The sequence below is a fragment of the Cellulomonas soli genome, assembly GCF_013409305.1.
GTDB classification, from domain to species: Bacteria; Actinomycetota; Actinomycetes; order Actinomycetales; family Cellulomonadaceae; genus Cellulomonas; species Cellulomonas soli.
On record NZ_JACBZJ010000001.1, the window covers coordinates 877,014 to 900,727 of the forward strand.

25 protein-coding genes are annotated in these 23,714 nt (G+C 74.7%); 6 read left to right on the top strand and 19 right to left on the bottom strand.

What is annotated here, in order from left to right; translation table 11 throughout:
* Positions 1–39: 39 nt before the first annotated feature.
* The 3 genes from BKA22_RS03945 to BKA22_RS03955 form a co-directional block, all read right to left on the bottom strand.
* Entirely contained in the window at positions 40–402 is a 363-nt protein-coding gene (locus BKA22_RS03945) for an NADH-quinone oxidoreductase subunit A (RefSeq protein WP_146953965.1), read from the bottom strand.
* A 34-nt stretch (positions 403–436) separates the two neighbouring features.
* Entirely contained in the window at positions 437–1,732 is a 1,296-nt protein-coding gene (locus BKA22_RS03950) for a geranylgeranyl reductase family protein (protein ID WP_223203673.1), read from the bottom strand.
* Between the two features lie 83 nt (positions 1,733–1,815).
* Positions 1,816–2,511 carry a demethylmenaquinone methyltransferase gene (locus tag BKA22_RS03955; protein WP_146953967.1) on the bottom strand — a complete coding sequence of 232 codons (696 nt, stop codon included), beginning with the start codon at positions 2,509–2,511 and terminating at the stop codon, positions 1,816–1,818.
* A 59-nt stretch (positions 2,512–2,570) separates the two neighbouring features.
* Between BKA22_RS03955 and BKA22_RS03960 the strand changes: the two genes are divergently transcribed.
* Positions 2,571–3,980, top strand: coding sequence for an isochorismate synthase (locus BKA22_RS03960; RefSeq protein ID WP_146953968.1), 1,410 nt, complete (start codon positions 2,571–2,573; stop codon positions 3,978–3,980).
* Between the two features lie 32 nt (positions 3,981–4,012).
* Here the strand turns inward: BKA22_RS03960 and BKA22_RS03965 are convergent, their stop codons facing one another.
* The 4 genes from BKA22_RS03965 to BKA22_RS03980 form a co-directional block, all read right to left on the bottom strand.
* A complete protein-coding gene (locus BKA22_RS03965) occupies positions 4,013–5,743 on the bottom strand; it encodes a S1C family serine protease (RefSeq protein WP_223203674.1) in 1,731 nt (576 codons plus the stop codon).
* Between the two features lie 126 nt (positions 5,744–5,869).
* Positions 5,870–7,804 carry a 2-succinyl-5-enolpyruvyl-6-hydroxy-3-cyclohexene-1-carboxylic-acid synthase gene (gene menD / locus BKA22_RS03970; RefSeq protein ID WP_223203675.1) on the bottom strand — a complete coding sequence of 645 codons (1,935 nt, stop codon included), beginning with the start codon at positions 7,802–7,804 and terminating at the stop codon, positions 5,870–5,872.
* Positions 7,804–8,808: an o-succinylbenzoate synthase gene (locus BKA22_RS03975; protein WP_146953970.1), complete on the bottom strand. Its 1,005-nt coding sequence runs from the start codon at positions 8,806–8,808 to the stop codon at positions 7,804–7,806. The genes menD and BKA22_RS03975 overlap by 1 nt, the downstream gene beginning before the upstream one ends.
* A gap of 89 nt (positions 8,809–8,897) precedes the next feature.
* A complete protein-coding gene (locus tag BKA22_RS03980; protein WP_146953971.1) occupies positions 8,898–9,221 on the bottom strand; it encodes a DMT family transporter in 324 nt (107 codons plus the stop codon).
* 270 nt (positions 9,222–9,491) lie between these two features.
* Here BKA22_RS03980 and BKA22_RS03985 point away from each other — a divergent pair, with 270 nt between their 5' ends.
* On the top strand, positions 9,492–10,463 hold the full coding sequence (locus tag BKA22_RS03985) for a 1,4-dihydroxy-2-naphthoyl-CoA synthase (protein ID WP_146953972.1): 972 nt from the start codon (positions 9,492–9,494) through the stop codon (positions 10,461–10,463).
* 49 nt (positions 10,464–10,512) lie between these two features.
* On the opposite strand, the gene BKA22_RS03990 is transcribed toward BKA22_RS03985, so the two are convergent.
* The 3 genes from BKA22_RS03990 to BKA22_RS04000 all read right to left on the bottom strand — a co-directional run bounded on the left by BKA22_RS03990 (position 10,513) and on the right by BKA22_RS04000 (position 13,242).
* Positions 10,513–10,680: a hypothetical protein gene (locus BKA22_RS03990; protein ID WP_179561632.1), complete on the bottom strand. Its 168-nt coding sequence runs from the start codon at positions 10,678–10,680 to the stop codon at positions 10,513–10,515.
* A 147-nt stretch (positions 10,681–10,827) separates the two neighbouring features.
* Positions 10,828–11,913, bottom strand: coding sequence for a DUF3048 domain-containing protein (locus tag BKA22_RS03995; protein ID WP_146953973.1), 1,086 nt, complete (start codon positions 11,911–11,913; stop codon positions 10,828–10,830).
* Between the two features lie 147 nt (positions 11,914–12,060).
* Positions 12,061–13,242: a DUF3048 domain-containing protein gene (locus BKA22_RS04000; protein ID WP_223203676.1), complete on the bottom strand. Its 1,182-nt coding sequence runs from the start codon at positions 13,240–13,242 to the stop codon at positions 12,061–12,063.
* 64 nt (positions 13,243–13,306) lie between these two features.
* On the opposite strand from BKA22_RS04000, the gene menE reads away from it, so the two are divergent.
* On the top strand, positions 13,307–14,512 hold the full coding sequence (menE, locus tag BKA22_RS04005; RefSeq protein ID WP_223203677.1) for an o-succinylbenzoate--CoA ligase: 1,206 nt from the start codon (positions 13,307–13,309) through the stop codon (positions 14,510–14,512).
* A 147-nt stretch (positions 14,513–14,659) separates the two neighbouring features.
* Complete coding sequence (locus BKA22_RS04010) at positions 14,660–15,529, top strand: 1,4-dihydroxy-2-naphthoate polyprenyltransferase (protein ID WP_146953974.1); 870 nt, start codon at positions 14,660–14,662, stop codon at positions 15,527–15,529.
* A 27-nt stretch (positions 15,530–15,556) separates the two neighbouring features.
* On the opposite strand, the gene BKA22_RS04015 is transcribed toward BKA22_RS04010, so the two are convergent.
* Entirely contained in the window at positions 15,557–15,919 is a 363-nt protein-coding gene (locus BKA22_RS04015) for a DUF4229 domain-containing protein (protein WP_146953975.1), read from the bottom strand.
* Positions 15,920–15,974: 55 nt separating this feature from the next.
* Between BKA22_RS04015 and BKA22_RS04020 the strand changes: the two genes are divergently transcribed.
* Positions 15,975–16,337 (top strand): PLDc N-terminal domain-containing protein, encoded by a 363-nt coding sequence (locus BKA22_RS04020; RefSeq protein WP_146953976.1) that lies wholly within the window; start codon positions 15,975–15,977, stop codon positions 16,335–16,337.
* On the opposite strand, the gene ccsB is transcribed toward BKA22_RS04020, so the two are convergent.
* From ccsB to BKA22_RS04050, 6 genes are read right to left on the bottom strand one after another with little or no spacing between them, the layout of a single operon-like run.
* Complete coding sequence (gene ccsB, locus BKA22_RS04025; protein WP_146953977.1) at positions 16,322–17,368, bottom strand: c-type cytochrome biogenesis protein CcsB; 1,047 nt, start codon at positions 17,366–17,368, stop codon at positions 16,322–16,324. The two genes, BKA22_RS04020 and ccsB, sit on opposite strands and share 16 nt — an antisense overlap.
* Complete coding sequence (resB, locus tag BKA22_RS04030) at positions 17,365–19,146, bottom strand: cytochrome c biogenesis protein ResB (RefSeq protein WP_146953978.1); 1,782 nt, start codon at positions 19,144–19,146, stop codon at positions 17,365–17,367. Before resB ends, ccsB begins: the two co-directional genes overlap by 4 nt.
* A 7-nt stretch (positions 19,147–19,153) precedes the next feature.
* A complete protein-coding gene (locus BKA22_RS04035; protein ID WP_218866887.1) occupies positions 19,154–19,951 on the bottom strand; it encodes a cytochrome c biogenesis CcdA family protein in 798 nt (265 codons plus the stop codon).
* A 56-nt stretch (positions 19,952–20,007) separates the two neighbouring features.
* On the bottom strand, positions 20,008–20,619 hold the full coding sequence (locus BKA22_RS04040) for a TlpA family protein disulfide reductase (protein WP_371863669.1): 612 nt from the start codon (positions 20,617–20,619) through the stop codon (positions 20,008–20,010).
* A gap of 1 nt (position 20,620) precedes the next feature.
* A complete protein-coding gene (locus tag BKA22_RS04045) occupies positions 20,621–21,277 on the bottom strand; it encodes a histidine phosphatase family protein (protein ID WP_146953980.1) in 657 nt (218 codons plus the stop codon).
* Positions 21,278–21,325: 48 nt separating this feature from the next.
* A complete protein-coding gene (locus tag BKA22_RS04050) occupies positions 21,326–21,889 on the bottom strand; it encodes a MarR family winged helix-turn-helix transcriptional regulator (protein ID WP_146953981.1) in 564 nt (187 codons plus the stop codon).
* Positions 21,890–21,992: 103 nt separating this feature from the next.
* On the opposite strand from BKA22_RS04050, the gene BKA22_RS04055 reads away from it, so the two are divergent.
* Positions 21,993–22,556, top strand: coding sequence for a YceI family protein (locus BKA22_RS04055; protein ID WP_146953982.1), 564 nt, complete (start codon positions 21,993–21,995; stop codon positions 22,554–22,556).
* A 124-nt stretch (positions 22,557–22,680) separates the two neighbouring features.
* On the opposite strand, the gene BKA22_RS04060 is transcribed toward BKA22_RS04055, so the two are convergent.
* The gene (locus BKA22_RS04060) at positions 22,681–23,307 is read right to left on the bottom strand and encodes a redox-sensing transcriptional repressor Rex (RefSeq protein WP_262926919.1); all 627 of its coding nucleotides are present in this window, start codon (positions 23,305–23,307) and stop codon (positions 22,681–22,683) included.
* 76 nt (positions 23,308–23,383) lie between these two features.
* Complete coding sequence (locus tag BKA22_RS04065) at positions 23,384–23,665, bottom strand: glutaredoxin family protein (RefSeq protein WP_223203678.1); 282 nt, start codon at positions 23,663–23,665, stop codon at positions 23,384–23,386.
* Positions 23,666–23,714 lie beyond the last annotated feature (49 nt).

Below are 23,714 nucleotides of genomic sequence, written 5' to 3' on the forward strand. Positions count from 1 at the left end.
GCGTGCGTGCGTGTGCAGGTGCGGGTGCCGTCGGTCGGATCAGTCCCACTCGAAACCGCCCCGGCGCCACTCGTACACGAACGGGACCGTGATGATCACCAGGAACGCCATCATCGCCACGAGCCCGAACATCGCCAGGTCGGCGAAGCTCACGGCCCACGGGTAGAGGAAGACGACCTCGATGTCGAACACGATGAAGGTCATGGCGACCAGGTAGTACTTCACCGGGAACCGGCCGCCACCGATCGCGTGCGGGGTCGGCTGGATGCCGCACTCGTACGCCTCGAGCTTGGCGCGGTTGTACCGCTTGGGGCCCAGGATCGCGCTGGCACCCACGCCGCCGAGCGCGAGGACCGCGGCGATGCCCATCAGCACCAGGACGGGAATGAACGGGTTGGTCATCGCGCAGGCCTCCTCGGCGCTGAGGTGCGGGTGGTCATGCTGCGGGTGCGATCCGTGCGAGCCCGGCGATGACCCGGTCGACGACGTCGCCGCCGCGGGGTTCGTAGCAGTCCGACAGGAGCTTGAGGGTGAAGCGCATCACGAGCGGGCGGGGCAGGCCGTAGCGGGTGCAGATGCGCATGACCTCAGGGTGCTCGATGAGCCGGACGAAGACGCGGCCGAGCGTGTAGTACCCGCCCAGGTCGTCCTTCATCCTGCGCTCGTAGGTCGCGAACGCGCGCTCGCGACCGGCGGCCGTGCCGCGGGCCAGCCCCTGCGCGATCGCGTCGGCGGCGACCCGGCCGGCCTGCAGGCCGTACGCGATGCCCTCGCCGTTGAACGGGCTGATCATGCCGGCGGCGTCACCGGCGAGCATCAGGCCCTGGCCGTACAGCGGACCCCTGTTGAAGCCCATCGGCAGCGCGGCCCCACGGACCTCGCCGACCTGGTTCTCGGGGGTGAACTCCCACTCGGCGGGCGCGTTGGCCATCCAGGCGGCGAACAGGGCCTTGTAGTCGACCTTGGTCGCGGCCGCCGTCGAGCTCACCGAACCGAGACCGACGTTGGCGGTGCCGTCACCGAGGGAGAAGATCCAGCCGTAGCCCGGCATGAGGTTCGAGCGGTGCGGCTCGCCGTCCCACAGCTCGAGGTGCGACTCCATCCAGGGGTCCTCGTGGCGCGGCGTGCGGAAGTAGGTACGGACGGCCACGCCCATCGGACGGTCGTCGCGCTTCTGCAGACCCATGCCGGTCGCCAGCCGGGCCGAGACACCGTCCGCCGCGACGACCACCGGGGCGCGGTAGACGACCTCGTCGCCGTCCCTGCGTCCGTCGGCGTCGACCGGGCGGGCCGTCACGCCGACGACGCGGCCGGTGCGCTCGTCGCGCACGGGGCCGGTGACCATGGTGCGCTCGAGGAGCTTGGCGCCCGCGGCCTGCGCGTGCGTGGCGAGCAGGTGGTCGAACGACATGCGCGCCCTGGCCAGCCCGAAGGACGGGTAGCTCGAGATCTCCGGCCACGGCAGCTCGATGCGGTGCCCGCCGCCGATCACGCGCAGACCCCGGTTGCGGATCCAGCCGTCCTGCTCGTCGATCGGCACGCCCATGCGGACCAGCTCGGCCACCGCACGGGGCGTCAGGCCGTCGCCGCAGATCTTGTCGCGGGGGAACGAGGCCTTGTCGAGCAGGAGCACCTGGAGGCCCGCGGCGGCGCAGTGGTAGGCCGCGCTCGCACCCGCCGGACCTGCGCCCACGACGATGACGTCCGCGTCATCGTGCGTTGCTCCCAGCACCGGTCGCTCCATTTGTGACGGCGTTCACTTACGGCTGGACCGAGTTTATCGACCGGTCAACCCACTGTCTTGGAAGGCTTTCCTTACTCGGGACGAACCGCCCTGTGCAGGGCCACGATGCCACCTGAGAGGTTCCGGAACCCCACCTGTGACCAGCCCGCCCGGACGAGCATCCGGCCGAGCTCCTGCTGGTCGGGCCACTCCCGGATCGTCTCGGCCAGGTAGACGTACGCGTCCGGCTCCTTGGACACCGCGCGGGCCACCGGCGGCAGCGCGCGCATGAGGTACTCGGTGTAGACCGTACGGAACGGCGCCCACGTCGGCCGTGAGAACTCGCACACGACCAGTCGTCCGCCCGGGCGTGTCACCCGCATCATCTCGGCCAGCGCCGCCGGCACGTCCGTGACGTTGCGCAGGCCGAACGAGATCGTCACCGCGTCGAACGAGGCGTCCGCGAACGGCAGGTGCAGCGCGTCCCCCGCCACGAAGGACAGGTCCGGGCGCCGACGCTTGCCGACCGCGAGCATGCCCGTCGACAGGTCGCACGGGACCACGCGCACGCCCGCGTCCGCCAGCGGCTCGCTCGACGTGCCGGTGCCCGCCGCGAGGTCGAGCACGGTCTGCCCCGGCTCGGCCGCGACCGCCCGCAACGTCTCGCGCCGCCAGGCCCGGTCCTGGCCGAGCGACACCACGTCGTTGGTCAGGTCGTACTTGCGGGCGATCCCGTCGAACATCGCGGCGACGTCGCGGGGGTCCTTCTCCAGGCCGGCACGAGACATGGGCCCATCGTCGCAGGTCTGGCGGGCTGGTCCGTGCAGCAGGCATACCCTGGAGGGCGATGAGCACGCAGACGAGCGCACCGACCGACCGCGTGCCGCACCCCCTGGTGGTCCGCACCGTCGCCCTCGGTGACGACGACCTCACCGGCCTCGGCGACCTCGCGGGCAGCCCCTTCACCCGAGGTCCTGCCGGCCGACGCGCCGCGGACGCCGGCACGCCCGACCCCGCCGACCTACTCGGCCTGCTCCCCGCCGACGCCCCGCTCGCCTGGGTGCGACGCGGTGACGGGCTCGTGGCCTGGGGCGAGGCCCTACGGGTCGAGGTGCACGGCCCGGACCGCTTCGCGCAGGCCGAACGCGTCTGGCAGGAGGTGCTGGCCCACGCGATCGTGCGCGACGAGGTCCGCCTCCCCGGCACCGGCGCGGTCGCGTTCGGCTCGTTCGCCTTCGACGAGGACTCCCCCGCAGGCGGCGTCGTCGTGGTCCCGTCCGTCGTCGTCGGCCGACGGGGCGGACGCACGTGGCTGACCACGCTGACGACCGGCGCCCGGCTGCACGGCGCACCCCGGCTCGCCGACGTGGTCGGCGACCGCACCCCCGTGCACGACCCCGGCGAGGTCACCTCGACCGACGGCGCCGTCGACGCCGCCGGGTGGCGGGACGTCGTGGCCCGGGGCGTGGCCGCCATCCGCGCCGGCGAGGTCGACAAGGTCGTGCTGGCCCGCGACGTCATCGCCCGCACGCAACGACCCGTCGACGTGCGCTGGGCGCTGCAGCGGCTGGCCGACGACTACGAGTCGTGCTGGACGTTCAGCGTCGACGGCCTCATCGGTGCCACCCCCGAGCTGCTCGTCCGCTCCGAGAAGGGCCTGGTCACCTCGCGCGTGCTCGCCGGGACCATCCGCCGCACCGGCGACGACGCAGCCGACGTGGCGCGCGCCGCGATCCTCGCCCACTCCTCCAAGGACCTCGAGGAGCACGAGTACGCCGTCTCGTCCGTCGCCGGTGCTCTCGAGCCGTTCTGCTCCTCGACCAACGTGCCCGACGTGCCGTTCGTGCTGCACCTGCCGAACGTGCTGCACCTCGCCTCCGACGTCACCGGGGTGCTCGCGGCACCGACCGGCGAGCAGTCCCACCCCTCGTCGCTCGCGCTGGCCGCCGCGCTGCACCCCACGGCCGCCGTGTGCGGCACGCCGACCCAGGCGGCCCGTGCGCTGATCCGCCGGATCGAGGGCATGGACCGCGGTCGGTACGCCGGCCCGGTCGGCTGGTTCGGCGCCGACGGCGACGGCGAGTGGGGCATCGCGCTGCGCTCCGCGCAGGTCGACCCCGACGACGACCGGCGTGTGCGCCTGTTCGCCGGCTGCGGGATCGTGGCCGCCTCCGACCCGGCCGCCGAGCTCGCCGAGTCCGAGGCCAAGCTCATCCCCATGCGGCACGCGCTCGGCCGGGGCACCGGCGACCGCTGAGGTCACCCGGCGCCCCGGCCGGCGAGCCCGGCCTACTGGCCGGAGCCCTGCTGCTCCTGCTGCTGCTGGAACCACTCCCACAGCTGCTCGGGGGTCATGTCCTGCGGGTCGACGCTGCCGCTGCCGCTGTCGGAGCCGGAACCGGACGAGGTGTCCGTCGTCTCCTCCCGCGCCGCGAGGGTCACGTCGACGTCGATCGCCTTGCCGTCGCGCACGACCGTCAACGTCACCTGCGTGCCCGAGGTCAGCGCCCGCACGTAGGCGGTGAGCGACTCGGCGCCGCCGACGGTCTTGCCGCCGATCGCGACGATCGTGTCGCCCTCCTGCAGGCCGGCCGTCGAGGCGGGCGAGTCCGAGCTGACGGACTGCACCACGGCCCCGCGGCGGGTCACGCCGTCGGCCGTGGCCGTGCCGTCGGCCAGGGTCACCCCGAGGAACGCGTGCTCGGCGGTGCCCGAGTCGATCAGCTGCGAGGCGACCGACGAGACGAGGTTCACCGGGATCGCGAACCCGATGCCGATCGAGCCGGAGTCGCTCGAGGTCGTCGCGATCGACGAGGTGATGCCGATGACCTCGCCCTTCGCGTTGAACAGCGGACCGCCGGAGTTGCCGGGGTTCACCGCGGCGTCGATCTGGATCGCGTTGGTCACGACGGTGTCCGAGGCGGTGCCCGTCTCGGACGTCGACACCGGGCGGTCGACCGCCGAGACGATGCCGGTCGTCACGGTGTTGGCCAGGCCGAGCGGGTTGCCGACCGCCATGACCGCCTCGCCGACCGTCACCGCGTCCGAGTCGCCCAGCGCGGCCGGGCTCAGGTCGTCGGGCGCGTCCGTCAGCTGCACGACGGCCAGGTCGGTCGTCGAGTCGGTGCCCACGATCGTCGCGTCGTACAGGCGACCGTCGCTGAGGGTGACCTGCACCGTGTCGCCCTCGGCGCCCTCGACGACGTGGTTGTTCGTGATGATGTGGCCCTCGGCGTCGATGATCACGCCCGAGCCCTCGGCGGTGCCGCTGCTGGTCGTCACCTGGATGGCCACGACCGAGGCCTGCACGGCGCTCGTCACGGCCTCCCAGTCGGGGTTGTCCGAGGTCGAGCCGGAGACCGGGACCGACTCGTTCGTGGTCGTGCCGATCGAGGCGAGCGTCGACGGGCGCGTGGTGTCGTCGTCGCCGAACGCCCCGGTCAGGGCCGCCACGCCGAACGCGGACGCCAGCGCGGCGATCACGCCGACCGAGGTGACCGGCAGCCAGATGCTGCGCCGCTTGGCGGGCGCACCCGACGGCTCGATCGACTGCAGGGGCACGTCACCGGGCTGGGCCGGCTGGGCGTACGCGTACGAGGGCTGCTGAGGCACCTGCTGCGGCATCGGTGCGGGTGCCGGTGCGGCGCCGTAGGCCGCGGCGTGCGCGCGCTCCTGCGCCAGCCGGGCCTCGTGCTGCGCGCGCAGGTCGGCCGGGGCCGCCGGGTGCGGCGGCAGGAAGGGGTTCGTCGGGTGCGTCCCCGTGGGCTGCTGCACGGGCGGCGCCGGGACGACAGGCGCCACCGGTGCGGGAGCCGGCCCGGCCGGCAGGGGCTGGGTCTGCTGGACGGGCTGCACCGGTGCGCTCGGCTGCGCCGTCGGCGGCGTCGCCGGGGGCGGGGTCAGCGGCTGCGTGTCGGCCATCCGGGGAAGCGGCTGCGTCGCACCTGCGGGGGTGATCGGCTGCGTCTCGCCGAGCGGCTGGTCCTGCTGCGGGGTTCCCTGGTCGGGGGTCTCGGACATGTGCCCTCCTTCGTCGAGGACCATCAGACCCCCCGGGCCTGGAGGGACCCTTCACGAAACCTGGGAGCCGGCTTGGAGTTCCACAGGTGGCTTCGGACGTCCGACGCCCGAGCCAACGGGCCCCGCTCAGCCGAGGGCGGCGTCCACCGCGGCAGCCACGGCAGCGCCGATCCGGGCCGTCAGCGCACGGCGCCCCGACCGGTCCACGCGCACCTCGACGACGCTCGTACCCACACCCGGTGCCGCCAGCGCGGGCAGCAGGCCGTCGACGTCACCGACGTGCACGTGCCGCACGCCGTACGCCGCGCACAAGGCCGCGAGGTCCACGCCGTGCGGCGTGCCGAAGACGCGCTCGAACACGTCCGCGCGGGCCGGGTCGCCGTGCTCGAGCGTCGCGAAGATCGACCCGCCGTCGTCGTGCGCCACCACGATCTGCAGGTCGGCGCGCGCCTCGAGCGACCCCCGAAGCAGCCCACCCGCGTCGTGCAGGAACGTCAGGTCGCCCAGGTAGGCGCGCACCCGGCGGTGCGGCAGACCGAGCGCGACCCCGGTCGCGGTCGCGACCGTGCCGTCGATCCCCGCCAGCCCCCGGTTGGCGAGCACGAGCGGAGGCACGTCCCAGCGGGCCACCAGGTCCAGGTCCCGCACCGGGTTGGACGAACCGACCACCAGGGCGTCCCCGGGCCTGCTCACCGCCGCGACCGCCCGCGCCAGGAGCGGGCCCGTCACACGCGGTCCGCTGCGCGAGGGCGGGGCGTCCGCACCCGAGTCGAGGACCTCGTCGATCGCGGCCAGTGCCGCCGAACCGGCCGTGCGCCAGGCCTCGAGCCAACCCGCGGGGGCGCCCACACGGCCGAGCCGCATCCGGGCGGGCACCTCGGTCAGCACGTCGGTCGCGTTGCGCGACGCGTCGGGCCACCCCGCACCGGACGGAGCGACGACCAGGACCTCGACGTCCTCGCGGCCGAGCAGACGTTGCACCGGCCGGGACAGCGTGGGGCGACCCAGGACGACGGCCCGACCCACCCGACCGCCCAGCCGCGGGTCGTCCAGCAGCAGGCGGTAGGCGCCGATCGCGTGCGGACCGCCGCGCACACCCGAGGACGGTTCCGCCAGGAGCGGCCAGCCGTTCGCCTCGGCGAGCGTCCTCGCCTCGGGACCCGCACCGTCCCCGGCGACCACCACGGTCGGCACGGCCCCGCGACCGCGCGTGCGGACCACCGGCACGGCGCCGGTCAGGGGCCCGCCCACGGCTCCGCCCAGGGCGGTCGTGGACACCGTCGGCAGGGCCGAGGTCGCCGTGCCCACCCGTGCACCGCCCTCGCTCGTCCCGCGCGGGAGCACGTGCGTCAGCCCGGCACGCGACGGCACGGGCCAGGCGTCCCCGGCAGGAGCCAGCGGCTCCCGGTACGCCAGGTCGACGTGCACGGGCCCCGGGTGTGCGGTTCGGGCACCCGTCGCGGCTGCGAGCGCGCGGGCGAGGGTGCGGCGCAGGTCCCGGTCCTCCCCCGGCCTGCCGGTCGGCGCCGGGACGTCGATCGCGAGCCGCACCGCCGAGCCGAAGATGCCGACCTGCTCGGTCGTCTGGTTCGCGCCCGTGCCGCGCAGCTCGTGCGGCCGGTCGGCCGTGAGGAGCAGGAGCGGCACGCCGCTGTGGTGCGCCTCGAGGACCGCCGGGTGCAGGTTCGCCACCGCGGTGCCCGACGTCGTGACGACCACGACCGGGCGCAGCACGCCCTCGGCCTGGGCGGCCTTCGCCAGCCCGAGGGCGAGGAACCCGGCGTCCCGCTCGTCGATCCGCACGTGCAGGCGCAGGGCGGGGGCACCGGCCGGGCGCACGCCCTCGGGTCGGGCCGCGTCCGCGAGCGCGTAGGCGAGCGGGGCGCTGCGCGAGCCCGGGGCCAGCACGACGTCCTCGACACCGAGCGCCGCCACCGCCTGCACGAGCACGCGGGCCGCGGTCACGGCGGGGTGCTCGCCCTGCGGCTCCTGAGCGCCTCCGTGCCCGCTGGACGGGTCGGACGGCCGGGGTGCGGGGTCGGACGGCGTCACGTCGGCCATCATGCCCGAGCGTCCGGACCGTCACCGGCGCCCGACGTGCGGGCCAGCACCGCGTCGCGCCGTGCGAGCCAGCGCGCGGTCACCGCAGGGTCGGCCGCCGTGCGCGCCAGCGCGGCCGGGTCCGGGGCGGTTCGGCGGACCGTGATCGCCCCGTCGACGGGCAGCAGCGGGTCGGTCACGACGTCGTCGGTGAACAGCTGCGCGGTGGCCAGGCCGCACGCGTACGGCAGCTCGGGCAGCGCCGCGGCGAGCGCCACGCCGGCGGCCAGCCCGATCGACGACTCGAGAGCCGAGGAGACCACGACGGGCAACCCCACCTGCTCGGCCAGACGCAGGCACGCCCGCACCCCGCCCAGCGGCTGCACCTTGAGCACGACGACGTCGGCCGCGTGCGCCCGGGCCACCGCGAGCGGGTCGGCGGCCCGGCGGATCGACTCGTCCGCGGCGATCGGCACGTGCGTGCGTCGCCGCAGGGCGGCCAGGTCGGCGACCGTGGGCACCGGCTGCTCGGCGTACTCCAGGCCGCCCGCGGCACGGTCGAGGACGACGAGCCGGGCGACGGCCGTGTCGAGGTCCCACGCGGCGTTGGCGTCGATGCGGATCGCGCCGTCGGGTCCGAGCGCGTCGCGGACGGCCTCGAGCCGGGCGATCTCGTCCGCGAGCCCCTGCCCGCGCTCGGCCACCTTGACCTTCGCGGTGCGGCAGCCGGCCGACGCGGTGACGATCCGGTGGGCCTCCTCCGGGCCGACCGCGGGCACGGTGACGTTCACCGGCACGCGGTCGCGCACCGGTGCCGGCCACCCCTCGTCCGCGGCCTCACGGGCGCTGCGCCACCAGGGCGTCGACTCGGCGACGTCGTAGTCCCAGAACGGGCTGAACTCGCCCCAGCCGGCGTCGCCGCGCACGAGGAGGCCGTCGCGGACGGTCAGGCCGCGGAAGCGGGTGCGCAGCGGGATCGACCAGACGTGCAGGTCGGACGAGCCGGGGGCGAGGACGTCGGGCACCGTGCCAGGGTAGGCGCGCCGCCGGTGGGCCAGCGTCGACCGGGTGGGCCCGATCAGTGCGCCTGCGTCGGCCCGTGCGCCTGCGGCGGTCAGTGGGCCTGCGTCGAGAGGTTGAGGCCGACGACCCCGGCCACGATGAGCACCAGCGAGACCACCGTGACCACGGACATCCGCTCGTCGAGCAGCACGGCCGCGAGCACCGCGGTCAACGAGGCGCCCACACCGACCCAGACGCCGTAGGCGACGCCGACGGGCAGGGTGCGCAGCGCGAAGCTCAGCCCGGCGAACGACAGCGCCGCGAGCACGAGGAACGACACGCTCGGCCACAGCCGGCTGAACCCCTCCGAGTACTTCAGGCTCAGCGCCCAGCCCGCCTCGAGCATGCCGGACACGATCAGGACGACCCACGCCACGGGACTGCACCTCCGCCGCACCGACAGGCTCGTGCACGGGGGCCTCCGCCTCGGGCGGTGCCGCACCCGGCAGGGCGCTCACGGTCGGTGCCGATGCCGTGCGCGCCGGGTGGCAAGTTCCGCCGTCGCGCCCACGGGAGCCTCCATGGAAGCACGCCCCAGGGCCGTCCGGCACGGCTGGTGACCGATCTCACCGGAGCGTTCCCGGCCGCCCCGCCGCGGCCGGGGGCCGTCCGGAACGGCCCGGAGCCGCCCGGCTAGGGTGGCGGCGTGACCGCCGCAGCGCTGCCCGACCCCGTCTCCGCCACGTTCGACCCGACGCGGTGGCGCACCGTCGCGGGCTTCGAGGACCTCACCGACATCACGTACCACCGGGGTGTCGCGCGTCCTTCGGCCGAGCAGTCCGCCGCCGGTGCGCACCAGCGGGACCTGCCCGTGGTGCGTGTCGCGTTCGACCGGCCCGAGGTGCGAAACGCGTTCCGTCCGCACACCGTCGACGAGCTCTACCGGGTGCTCGACCACGCCCGGATGACCTCCGACGTCGGCACCGTGCTGCTCACCGGCAACGGGCCGAGCCCGAAGGACGGCGGCTGGGCGTTCTGCTCCGGCGGCGACCAGCGCATCCGCGGCAGGTCCGGTTACCAGTACGCCTCGGGCGACACGGCCGACGACGTCGACCCGGCCCGGGCGGGCAGGCTGCACATCCTCGAGGTGCAGCGGCTCATCCGCACGATGCCGAAGGTCGTCGTCGCCCTCGTCAACGGGTGGGCCGCCGGCGGCGGGCACTCCCTGCACGTCGTGGCAGACCTGACGATCGCCGGCCGCGAGCACGCCCGGTTCAAGCAGACCGACGCGAACGTGGGCTCGTTCGACGGCGGCTACGGCTCCGCTCTGCTGGCCCGTCAGGTCGGCCAGAAGCGTGCCCGCGAGATCTTCTTCCTCGCCCGCGAGTACACCGCGCAGGACGCCTACGACTGGGGCGCTGTCAACGAGGTCGTCGACGACGCACTCCTGGAGGAGGCCGGGCTCGAGTACGCCCGGATCATCGCGACGAAGTCCCCGCAGGCGGTCCGCATGCTCAAGTTCGCCTTCAACCTGGCCGACGACGGCCTTGCCGGCCAGCAGGTCTTCGCCGGCGAGGCGACCCGGCTGGCGTACATGACCGACGAGGCCGTCGAGGGCCGCGACGCGTTCCTGCAGCGCCGCGACCCGGACTGGTCGGGCTTCCCGTACGCCTACTGACGGACACACGCGACCGACGGGTCAGCGCACGCGTCAGCAGCCAGACGGCTCAGCGGCCGGCGAACGCCCAGCCGACGAGGTCGACGACCTGGGCCAGGACGACGCCCGCCGCGACGAGCAGGCCGACCAGCACGACGGCGGACGTCACGACGGCACCGATCGCACGGACCCGCTCGGGGTGCTCGACGGCGCTGGTGCGGGGCGTGAAGGTGGTCATGGGACCAGCCAACGCCTTCGCGGGCGCGAGCGCGTCCACCCGACGGATCGCCCTGGGCGTGCCGCGCTCCACCCCGGGCGGGCACGGTGTCCACCTGCGGTCGTAGGGGCACCCTGAGTGCGACCCCGGGTGCCGCGGGGGAAGCGGTCAGGAGACCGTGAGCGAACCGGTGCCGGCCGGGACGAGCTCGACCCAGGTGTTGCCCGGCGCGAGCGTCGCGGGGGCGCCGTCGGAGGTGTACAGGAGCATCGGGGCGTCGGCCGCGGTCTTCTCCCAGCGCACCGGCACGGTCTTCCCGCCCGTCGCGAGCACGCCGTCGCCCGAGCCGACCAGGTCGTACGTGGGCACGGGCGTCCCCCCTTGGGCGCCGAACCCCGTGTTGGGGTGGTTCGCCGTGATCGAGACGACGTTCACCGCGGACAGGCGTGCGCCGCTCGCGGCCGTCGCCGGCGTCGTGCCCTCCGACCGCAGCCAGGTGCCGCTCGCACCGTCCCAGGACCAGCTCGGGCTGGACGCGGCCGACAGGCGGAAGGCGAGGGTCGTCGCCGGTGTGCCCGTGCTGACCGCGGTCGCGCGCTCCGCCGAGCGGGCGATGGCGAACTGCTCGGCGGGTGGTGCGGAGTGGTCGGCGTCGGCGATGCCCCACCACGTCTCGGGCGTGCCGTACACGTTGTGGGGGGCCGATCGGGTGCTGACCCGGTACATGCCGGGGGCGCCGGCGTCGTGGCTGATCATCTGCACGCCGCTGGCCTCGACGAGCGCCAGGATGCCCGGCTGCCCGCCGGAGAAGGCCAGCAGGCCGTGCAGCGGCTGCAGGATCAGCGGGTCCATCGGACGCACCGAACGGATCGGTCCGACCTCGGCGGGCACCTGGGAGTGGAAGACCGCGACGAACCGTGACACGTCGAACTCGACGATGGTCTCCCAGACGACGTCCGCCTGGTCCAGGCCGGTCTGCGGGCGGGCGAGGGCCGTGTTCTCGATCTTCACGGCCAGTGCGGGCCGCTGCGCGACCTCGGCGACGGCGACACCCGTCAACGGCCAGGTGATCGGCACCACGGGTGCGGGCGGGGCGGACTTCGCGGCGACGACCGTGGGGCCGATGGTGACCGCCGGGACCGGCGCGGGGTCGACCGCTCCACCGCTGCACGCCGTCAGGGCGAGCACACCGACGAGCGCACTCAGGGCCGTCAGCCGGTGCCGTGCTCCCGGTCGTGCGAACGCTGCGGTCATCGTCGTCTCCCCCGTCCGTGCCGCACGGGTGCCGGACACGCTCCGTGAGAGGCCCGGCTGAGGCCCGACTCAGGCACAGCTGAGGCCCGGCGGCACGCTCCAGCCTCTCAGACGGGCCCGACGGCGTGCACCGCGACGCGCGGCCCGTCAGCTGACGGTGATGCTGCCCGAGCTGGTCGGCACGAGCTCGATCCAGGTGGCTCCGGGAGCCAGCGACACGGGCTGCCCGTCCGGCCCGGTCAGCACGAGGAGCGCATCGGTCGAGGCCTTCGACCACGTGATCGCGAGCGAGCGGCCGCCGACGGCGACCACGCCCTCGCCCGAGCCCACGAGCTTGGTCTCCGGGACCGGCGACCCGGCCGGGTCGACCGTGCCGGAGTCGACGAGCTGCACCTTGAGCGCAACCACGTTTGCCGCGGCGAGGCGAGCCCCGGAGGCCGCGGTCGCCGGGGTCGTGCCCTCGGTGCGCAGCCACGTGCTGCTCGCGGCGTCCCACGTCCAGGACGGGTGCGCGTAGCCCGACAGCACGGTGTCGATCGTCGTGGCCGGGGTGCCGGTCTGCACGACCGTCGACTGCTCCGCGCGGCGTGCGATCGTGAACTGGGCCTGCGGCGAGGCGCTGTGGTCGGCGTCGGCCTGCGCCCAGAACGTCTCGGGCGTGCCGAACACGTTGTGCGGCGCCGGCTTGCCGCCGGACTTGCGGTAGAAGCCGTCGTTGCCGGCGTCGTTGCTGAGCAGCTGCAGCCCGGCCGTGCTCAGCGCCTTGACGAAGCCGGCCTGGCCGCCGGAGAAGGCCACCAGCCCGTGCAGGGGCGCGGTGATCGCGGGATCCATGGGCCGCACGGACCTGATCGGCCCGACCTCCTTGGGCACCTGCGACTGGAAGACCGCGACGAAGCGCGTGACGCCGCCCTCGACCACCTGCTCCCAGACCATGTCCGCCTGGTCGATCCCGGTCTGCGGACGCACCTCGCGCGGGTTCTCGATCTTGACCGCGAGCGCGGGCCGTTCCACGACGGCGTCCGAGGCGACACCGGTGAGCGGCCAGCGTGCAGGGACGACGGGCGTCGGCGCCGGCTGCTTGTCGGCCGTCACGACCGCCGGGCTGGTCACGTCGGGCAGCGAGGCCGCGTCCGGGGGCCCTGCGCACGCCGCGAGCGCGAGCGACGCCACGGAGCCGAGCGTCGCGGCGACCCTCAGCAGCGACGTCCGCGCCCGGGGCCGGGCTGCAGGTCGTGCTGCGGATCGGGGTGCACGTCGGGCTGCGGGCGTGGCGAAGAGCCGGGCACCAGGACGGGCACGGTGGGCGGCGGTTGCGACGGTCGGCACGAGAGGCTCCTTGGGGGGACGGACCGCCGACACTCTACGGGCCGACCGCGCCTACGCTGGCGAGGTGAGCCGTCCGCTGCACGAGGTGCCGTGCCCGACGTCCTCGTCCTCGGCCGACGTGAGCACCCTGACCTCGGCACTCGTCCTGGCGATGGACGGCACGGGGCCGGCGGTCGCTCCCGTCGACGCCTCCGCCCGATCGGGCGAGGGTCGGCCGACGTCGCCGGGCACGACGACCGTCCCGGACGACGTCGCGCTCGTGGTCCGGACCTCGGGATCCACGGGCGAGGCGCGCGGGGTGATGCTCGGGGCGGTCGCGCTGCGGGCCTCCGCGCAGGCCACGGCGGCCCGGCTCGGCGGCCCGGGACGGTGGCTGCTCGCCCTTCCCGCGCACCACGTGGCGGGACTGCAGGTGCTGGTCCGTTCGGTGCTCGCCGGCACCATGCCGGTGCTGCTGCCGCCCGGTCCGTTCCGCGCACCGGCGTTCGTCGAGGCGGCAGCCGTCCTCCACGGGCCAGGAACCGACGGCGGGCCGCGGTACGTCTCGCTCGTGCCGACCCAGCTCGTGCGGCTCCTCGACGACCCGGCAGGCACGGATGCCCTGCGGGGCTTCGACGCGGTGCTCGTCGGCGGTGCGGCCGCGTCGGGCCGCCTGCTGGAGCGCGCCCGCGACGCCCGCGTGGCCGTGGTCACCACGTACGGCATGTCGGAGACGTGCGGCGGCTGCGTGTACGACGGCGTCCCGCTCGACGGCGTGCACGTCACGGTCGCGGACGACGGCCGGATCCTGCTCGACGGCCCGGTGCTCGCGACCGGGTACCTGGGCCGGCCCGATCTCGGCGCGACGACGTTCGTCCAGCACGGCGGGGTCCGCACGCTACGGACGTCGGACGCCGGGCGGTGGGACGAGGGCCGCCTGACGGTGCTCGGCCGTCTCGACGACGTGCTCGTGACCGGTGGCGTCAAGGTCGCCCCGGCCGCCGTGGAGGACGTCGTCGCCGGACTGCCCACCGTGGCCGAGGTCTGCGTCGTCGGGGTCGCCGACCCGGAGTGGGGGCAGGTCGTGGTCGCGGTCGTCGTGCCGCGACCGGGCACCCACGGCCCTGCGCTCGACGAGGTGCGGGTGGTGGTCGGCGACCGGCTCGGTGCCGCTGCCGCACCCCGGCACGTGCTCACGGTCGACGCGCTGCCCGGCCGCGGGCCAGGGAAGACGGACCGCCGCGCGGTCACCGACCTCGCGGCCCGCACGATCCGCCCGGCACACCGGTGAGCGCACCCGTCAGCGCACCGGTCACCGCTCCTGTCGCCGCTCGGTTCGCCGCACACGTGAGGCGGGCGTCACGCGCGACCGCGGGCTCGCAGGTCGGTGCGGCATGAGACGGTGGGCGCGACCCCGTGCGAACCCGAGGAGAACCCTGTGACGACGACCCGCGAGTGGCTGGCCGGCGCCCGCCCGCGCACGCTGCCCGCCGCCGCGGCGCCCGTGCTGGTCGGCACCGGTGCGGCCGCCCAGCTCGGGCAGGCCCACCCCGGCCGTGCGGTGCTGGCCGCGGGCGTGGCGCTCGCGCTGCAGGTCGGGGTCAACTACGCCAACGACTACTCCGACGGCGTGCGCGGCACCGATCTCGAGCGGGTCGGCCCCCTGCGCCTGACCGCCTCGGGGACCGCGAGCCCGGGTGCGGTCAAGGCGGCCGCGTTCGCCTCGTTCGGCGTCGCGGGCCTGTTCGGGCTCGCGCTGGTCCTGCTCACGGGTGACTGGTGGCTGCTGGCGGTCGGTGCCCTGGCCATCGCCGCGGCCTGGGGCTACACGGGCGGGAAGAACCCCTACGGGTACCGGGGCCTGGGCGAGGTGGGCGTGTTCACGTTCTTCGGTCTCGTCGCCGTGCTCGGCACCACATGGACGCAGGCGGGCCGACTGTCCTGGCCTGCGTGGCTCGGCGCCGTGGCGGTCGGTCTGCTCGCGTGCGCGCTGCTCATGGTCAACAACCTGCGCGACGTGCCGACGGACTCGCTGGTGGGCAAGCGCACCCTCGCGGTGCGGATCGGCGAGTCGCGGGCCCGCCAGGCGTACGCGGCGATGGTGCTGCTCCCGGTGGTGCTGGGTGCGCTGTGCGCGTTCGCCGCGCCGTGGTCGCTCCTGGTGCTTCTGCTCAGCGCGCCGGCCGTGCTGCTGGCCGTGACGGTGCTGGCCGGCGCACGCGGGCGCGCGCTGGTGCCGGTGCTCGGTGGCACCGGGATGCTCGAGCTGGCCTTCGGCGTGCTGCTCGGCGCGGGTCTCGCGCTCTGAACCCGTGACCGGGCGTCGGCCCGGCTCTCAGGCCGCCGGCGTCCCGCCCTCCGGGTGTGCGACCGGCTCGTCGCTCCGGGCGCCCGGTGCCGCCGAGGCCTCGGCAGCGTCCACGGCCGCGTCCTCGACGTCGGCGTCCTCCTGTGCGTGCGCCGGCAGCAGCGTGCCGCCGCCGCGAGCGGCACGCGCGTCTCGTCGTGCCGCGTCGCGGGCGGCGAGGTAGCGGGCCGCGTCGTCGCGGGGCCCCGCGAGCAGCACGTACGAGAACCCCCAGGCGAGGAACGCCGCGACGATCGGGTTGAGCCAGGACTGCATCCCCGCCCACCACAGGCCTGCGACGCAGGCCAGGAACAGCGCGAGACGGATCACGGACCACCGCACGACAGGCACGCGAACCAGCGTACGACCGGTGGCCCTGCGGCCGGCACGACATACGCTGGCGGGTATGCGCTACCTGCCGCTCCTCCTGGCGATCGGCCTCGCCGTGTACTGCGCCCTCGACGTCGCCCGCAGCACCGAGGAGGAGCGGCTGGGTCTGCCACGCGTGGTGTGGACGGTCCTCGTCGTCGTGGCGCCGTTCGTCGGCGGGATCGTGTGGCTGGTCGTCAGCAGGTCACGGCGAGCAGCCGTGGCGACCGGCACGACCGGCTCCCCCGGCCCGTCGGTGGCTCCGGGGCGACGCCGCCCTGGTCCGGTCGCCCCGGACGACGACCCCGACTTCCTGCGCGGCCTCGACGACGAGCGCCGCCGCCGGGAGCAGGGCACGGCCGAGGGAGGCGCCGGTGAGTCCGGTCAGAGACCCGAGTAGGAGTGCTTGCCGGTGACGAACAGGTTGATGACCGTGAAGTTGGCGATCACGACCGCGTAGCCGACGTAGACGATGTACGCCGCCCGGCGACCGGCCCAGCCGCGCGTGGTGCGTGCGTGCAGGTAGGCCGCGTAGACCACCCAGGCGACGAACGTGCCGACCTCCTTGGGGTCCCATCCCCAGTACCGGCCCCACGCGTGCTCGGCCCAGATGGCCCCGCCGATGAGCGTGAAGGTCCACAGCACGAAGCCGATCGAGTTCAGCCGGAACGAGAGCGCCTCGAGCTGGACCGCCGAGGGCACCTGGCGCAGCCAGGCGAACGCCGGCCCGGTGACCCGCCAGCGGGACAGCCCGCGGCGCAGCCCGTCGGCACGCGCCCAGGGCTCCTCGAGGTGCGAACGCCCCTGCTCGCGGGCGTCGCTGAGCACCTGCAGGACGGCGGCGGCGAACGCGACCGTGAACACCCCGGTCGCAGCGATGGCCACGCCCACGTGCAGCACGAGCCAGTACGACTGCAGGGCCGGCTGCACGGCGTCGGCCTGCACGAAGAACACCAGCAGGCCGAGCGCGAGCGCGAGCACGCCGATCCCCATGACGACGACCCCGAGGAACGCGACGGTCCGTCGGCGCTGCACGAGCGCGAGCACGAGGGTGGCCACGAGCACGCCGACGAGCGTGAACTCGTACATGTTGGCGGTGGGCCAGCGACCTGAGGCGACGCCGCGCAGCACGATGCCGGCGAGCAGCAGGGCGATGCCGAGCCAGGTCGTCGACCGGGCGATGCCCTCGGCCCGCGGCGCCCGCACGGGGGCGCCCGGACCGTCCGTGGGGTCGATGGTCACGACGGGCGAGCCCGTGCGCACGGTCGTCGGTCCGGAGGCGGCGGCCCCGACGGGGACGGCCGCGCCGCGGGCGCGCCGCGCGGACTGCTCGGCGACGGCCGACAGCGCGACCGTGTAGGCCAGCAGGGCGATCGTGAACGCGGTGGCGGCCCCCCAGACGAGGAGCGTGCTCAGGTCACCGGTGGTCATGGCGTGGTCTCTTCCGTGGCGTGGGGGTGTACGGAACCAGCGGGTGGAACAGGGCTGCCGGGTGGAACAGGGCTGTGCGGCCGAACAGGGCCGTGGGGATCGGGTGAGGCGTCGGGAGCGTCGTTGCTCCCGGTGGGTGCTGCGGTGCCCAGGGTCGCCGCGAGCACACGGTCGACCTCGGCGCCGAGCCCGATGTCGTCGCCGCGCGCCAGGCCTGCGGCGCTGACCACTGTACGACCGGCACCCTCGCCGCCGGCAGGGGTGGCCCGCACCCACACGCGGCGGCGCGGCGCGAAGAGCGAGGCGGCGACCCCGGCGAACGCCGCGAGGGCGAAGACGAGGACGAACGCGAGCGCCGGGTCGTAGCGCAGGTCGAGCGCCACGAAGCGGGGCAGGTCCTCGAACGTGACCGTGCCGAGGCCGTCGGGCAGCTCGACGGTCTCGCCCGGGCGCACGTAGAGGGTGATCGCCTTCCCCTCGCCGTCGACAGCCTGGGTCATCCGGGACTCGTCGAGCTCGTAGACGTTCTGCGGGACCCCGGTGTCCAGCCCGAGGTTGCCCGACCACACCGAGAGCACGAGCAGCGGGTCCGTGGGCTGAGGATCCCTCGAACGGTAGATGCCGTCGCCGATCTGCTGCGCGGTCGGCAGCAGGTAGCCGACCAGGCCGATCTGCTCCTGGTCGCCGGAGACGTCGGGCACCTTGACGACGCCGCGCGAGGTGTAGACCTCGTCCTGCGGCAGGAACGGCACGGGCCCGGCGAAGGCGACCTCGCCGGCGGCGTCCCGGACGGTCACGTCGGGGGCGTACCCGTTGCCCTGCAGGTAGACCTTGGCGCCGCCGGCGGTGAGCGGGTGGTTGACCTTGATGGTCTCGGCCTGCGGCTCCTGGCCGGGCTCGGTGAGCGTGACGTGCGCGGTGAAGTCGCGCGACTGCAGCGTGTCGGCGTCGAACACGGACTCGAAGTCGTCGAGCCGGAGGGTGAACGGCACGAGGCTCGCCGGGTCGAACGCGGTGCCCTGCTCGAACGTGTCGTAGTCGGTCACGGCGTTGGCGAACCCGCGGCCCTGCACGACGAGCACCTGACCGCGGTAGTGCAGCAGCTGCCCGGTCGCCACCGAGACCAGCAGCCCGACGAGCGCGAGGTGGAAGACGAGGTTGCCGGTCTCGCGCAGGTACCCGCGCTCGGCGGTCACCGACCAGGTGCCCTCGCCCTCGTCCCGCACGTCCGCGCGGTACAGCGGCCAGAACGGCAGCCACCGTCGGCCTCGCCGCAGCACCGCGGCGGCGTCCTCGACGACCTGCCGAGCCGGCGCGTCCGACTCGGCGACGGTCTGGGCGGGGAACCGGTCGAGGCGTCGCGGGGTGCGCGGCGGGCGCCCGCGCAGGGCACGCCAGTGCACGCGCGTGCGCGGCAGGATGCAGCCGACGAGCGAGACGAACAGCAGCAGGTAGATCGCGGAGAACCAGGCCGAGGCGTAGACGTCGAAGAAGCCGAGCCGGTCCAGCCACGGTCCCGTCGCGGCGTGCGTGCTCAGGTAGTCGGCCACCTTGGCCTGGTCCTGCGCGCGCTGCGGGAAGAGGGTGCCCGGCACGGCGGCGACGGCCAGCAGCATGAGCAGCAGCAGGGCGACCCGCATGCTCGTCAGCTGCCGCCACGTCCACCGCAGCCAGCCGACGAACCCGAGCTGCGGGAGCGTGGGCGGGGTGCCGGGTGCACTCGTGCCCTCGCCGACGGAGAACGCGTCGTCGAGGCCTGCGGGTCGGTAGTCGCTCATCGGCCCCTCACACCACCGGCACGAACGGGTCGCCGCCGGTGAGCAGCCCCTGCAGCCAGGAGGCCCACTGCGTCCACACCCCGGTGACGAGCGCGAGGCCGAGCACGACGAGCATCGCCCCGCCGGCACGCATGACTGCGAGCCGGTGCCGCCGCAGGAACCCGAGCACGCGGGCGGACCGCTCGACACCGAGGGCGACGAGCACGAACGGCAGGCCGAGCCCGACGCAGAACGCGACGGCGAGCAGCGCACCGCGCCCTGCGGAGGCGTCGGTGAGCGAGAGCGTGAGGATCGCGGCGAGGGTGGGTCCGATGCAGGGCGCCCAGCCGAGCCCGAAGGTGAGGCCGAGCAGGGGTGCACCCCACAGCCCGGCCCGCGGGGCGAGGTGCAGGCGGCGGTCCTGCTGGAGGAACGGCACGAACCCGAGGAACGCCAGTCCCATGAGGATGACGACGACGCCCAGCACCCGGGTGATCGGGTCCTGCCAGCGCACGAGCAGGGATCCGAGCGAGCCTGCGAGCGCACCGTAGGCGACGAACACGGCGGTGAAGCCGGCGACGAACAGGCCCACGCCGAGCGGCAGGCGGCGGCCGGCGGCGGTCTGCGCGGCGGTGCGGCTCAGCGTCCGGGTACCGCCCCTGCTCCCGCGTCGGGCGGCGGGTGAGCCCGGGTCGGGTGCCCCGCCGGGGATCCCGGCGGACATCCCACCGAGGTAGCCCAGGTACCCCGGGACGAGCGGCAGCACGCACGGCGAGGCGAACGACACGAGACCGGCGAGCACGGCGACGGGGATCGCGAGCAGCAGCGACCCGGAGACGGCCGCCTGCCCGAACGTGTCGCCGACCTCGAGCACCAGAGGTGTCACGGGGCGTCCTCGGCGAGCAGGTCGTCGACGAGGGTGCGCAGCGTGGAGGCGTCGGCGAGCCCGAGGATGCGTGCGGCGACCCGGCCCTCGCGGTCGAGGACGACGGTCGTCGGGACGGCGTTGACCGGGACGGTGCCCTGCAGCGCGGCGACGGCCGTCCCGTCGGTGTCGGCCAGGCTCGGGTAGGGCACCTCGAACTGGCGCTGGAACGCCTGCGCGGCGCCCGCGGCGTCGGTGCCGTTGATGCCGAGCACGTGCACGTCCTGCTCGGCGTAGTCGGTGGCGAGCGCGACGAGGTCGGGGGCCTCGGCACGGCAGGGCGGGCATGCGGCGTACCAGGTGTTGAGCACGACGACGTCCCCCCGCCAGTCCGTGACGTCGTGCGCGGCACCCTCGAAATCGGTGCCGGCGACAGCGACGGGTCCGGGGCGTTCGTCGACGGCCCACGTGGTGGTGGAGCCGTCCCCCGACTGGTAGCCCTGGTCGGCGACGTCCGAGGCGCCGGTCCCGGTGCCCGCGCTGCTGCAGCCGGCGAGCAGGCCGAGCACGAGCGCGGCGGTGCCGAGGAGCGTCGCGCGCCGACCCCCGGCCCGTGTCCCGACCCGCACGTCAGGCTCCTGCGACGGTCGCCGCGCCGGGCAGCAGGGAGGCCGCCGGTTCGCTGTAGCCGAGGCCGACGAGCCGGTCGTCCTCGAAGCGCAGGGTGGTGAGCGAGGCGAGCGAGCACTGCCGACGGCGCGGGTCGTGCCACAGGTGCCGCTTCTCGACGGCGAGCCGGGTGACCCAGACGGGCAGCTGGTGGCTGACGAGCACGGCCTCGTGCCCGCGGGCGAGCTCCCGCGCGGCGTCGACGGCTGCGAGCATCCGGTCGGCCTGCTCGCGGTACGGCTCGCCCCATGACGGGCGGAACGGGTTGCGCAGGTAGGGCCAGTGCTCGGGGTGCCGCAGCGACCCGTCGCCGACGCCGAAGGTCTTGCCCTCGAAGTGGTTGCCGGCCTCGATGAGCCGGGGGTCGGTGCGCAGCTCGACGCCGAACGCGGCGGCGATCGGGGTGGCGGTCTCCTGGGCGCGCTGCAGCGGCGAGGCGACGACGACCGTGATGTCGCGACGGGGCGCGGAGGCCGCGCCGGACAGGTGCTCGGCGACCATGTCGGCCATGGCCCTGCCGCGCTCGGACAGGTGGTAGCCGGGCAGGCGTCCGTAGAGCACACCCGCCGGGTTGTGCACCTCGCCGTGCCGCATCAGGTGGATCGTGGTCGGGACCATGGGCCCAGTGTCGCAAACCGTTCTGGGTGCGTCGTGCGCCCGCGCACGTCAGAGGGCGTGAGTCGAGCCACTCTCGAGCGCCTCGGCGGCCGCGCAGGCGCCCTCGGGGGCGACCAGCGCGTCCCGGACGACGTCCATGGCCTCGCCGAGCGCGCGGAACTGCTCGGCGCTGAGGCGGTCGACGAGGTGCTCGCGCACGGAGTGCACGTGCCCGGGGGCGGCGGCGACGAGGGCCTGCCAGCCGGTCTCGGTCATGGTGCAGTTGACCCCGCGGGCGTCCTCGGCGCAGGGCTGCCGGCTGACCAGCCCGGCGTCCTCCATGCGGCGCACGGTGTGCGTGAGCCTGCTGCGCGAGTGCGCGAGCCCTTCGGCGATCTCGGACATCCGCATGGTGCGTCCGGGCGTCTCGGAGAGCCGGACGAGCACCTCGTACTCGTTGAGGGACAGCCCGCTGGCGGCCTCGAGCTCGTGCGCGAGGACGGCCATCAGGCGCGCGGTGCCGTCGCGGAACGCGCGCCAGTGCTGCTGCTGCTCGTCGTCGAGCCACCGCACGTGCTGCTGCACGTCCGGCTGCGTCTGCTGCTGCATCTCGTCGACGCCCGTGGCGCTCATCACGTCCTCCTTCTGACCCGGATGGGTTGCACCCGTCCGACCACTGTAGTACAACTATCAACTAACAGCTTGGTTGACGCTTCAACAAACCACGGAGGACAGCATGACCACCACGACCACCACCGCCCTGCCCGTCGACCTCACCACGGGCACCTGGACCGTCGACGGCTCGCACACCGAGGCCTCCTTCACGGTGCGCCACGCGGGCATCTCGAAGGTGCGCGGCTCGATCGCCGTCACCGAGGGCACCATCACCGTGGGCGACGACCTCGCCTCGACCTCGGTCGTCGTGACCCTGGACCCCTCCACCGTCTCCACCGGCGACGCGAACCGCGACGGCCACCTCAAGAGCGGCGACTTCTTCGACGTCGAGGCCTTCGGCGCCTGGACGTTCGCCTCGACCGAGGTCCGCGCCTCCGGCGACGCGTTCGTCATCGTCGGCGACCTCACGATCCACGGCGTGACCAAGCAGGTCGAGCTCGCCACCGAGTTCAACGGCACCGCGGTCGACCCGTTCGGCAACCAGCGCGCGGGCTTCGAGGCCTCCGTGACGATCTCCCGCAAGGAGTTCGGCCTGGTCTGGAACGCGGCCCTCGAGGCCGGCGGCGTCCTGGTGGCCGACAAGGTCGTCATCGGCCTGGACGTCTCGGCCATCAAGCAGGCCTGAGCCCCCACGCACCGCACGCCCGGGCACCCGGGCACCCCACGACGCCCGCCCGGCCGCCCAGGCCCGGCGGGCGTCGTGCGTCCGGCCCACGCGCCTCGACGCCCGCGGCGCGGCCGGCCTGGGCTCATGCGCGCCGCCGCCGGTCGTGGAACGCCAGGATCGCCAGCTCGGAGGCCACGTCCACCGCCCGCAGGTCCACGTCGTCCGGCACGTGCAGCGTGCGGGGCGCGAACGTCAGGATCCCGCCGACCCCCGCCGCGACCAGCGCGTCGCAGACCTCCTGCGCAGGGCCGGCCGGGGTCGCGATGATCCCGATCGTCGCCCCCGTGCTCGCCACCAGCTCGGCCAGCGCGTCGACAGGCCGGACCACCAGCCCGCCCACCGTCGTCCCGACCACCGCGGGGTCGGCGTCCACCAGGCCCACGACCGCGAACCCGCGATCGGCGAAGACCGGGTAGCGCGCCAGGGCGTGGCCCAGGTGCCCTGCGCCCACCACGACGACGCGGCGCTGCGTCGTCAGGCCGAGCACGGCGACCACCTGGTCGCGCAGGTGCGCCGTGTCGTACCCGACACCGCGCGTACCCCACGAACCGAGCGAGGACAGGTCCTTGCGCACCAGCGCCGGACTCGCCCCCGAGCGTGCGGCCAGCCCCTCGGAGGACGTCGTCACGCACCCGTCGGCCAGCAGCCCCTCGAGAGCCCGCACGTACGCCGGGAGCCGCGCCACCGTGGCCGGAGGGATGTCTCGCACCGCTGTCTCCCGCGGGCCGGACCGCAGCCACCGGGCGCCGTCGCCCGGGCACGACGCGGACGACGAGACCCACCGATCAGCGTAGGGGCGGCCCCGCGGAGGCCGCGAGCGCACGCCGCAGGCGTGCCGGGTCGATGCGCCAGAAGCCCTGCCGCACACCGTCCACCTCGACGACGGGGACGAGGTCCCCGTACTCCTCGGCGAGGTCGCGACCGGCACCGGTCGGGTCCGGTCCGTCGACGTCGACCTCAAGCCAGCGGTCGCCCGTCTCCGCGCACACCGCCGCGACCACGACCCGACCCTCCACGCACAGGTGGCAGCCCGACCGACCGAACAGCAGCACGCGCGCCTCGTCCACGGCCCCAGAGTAGGTCGGCGCGACGCACGGTGTCGGCGGCGTCGTTACA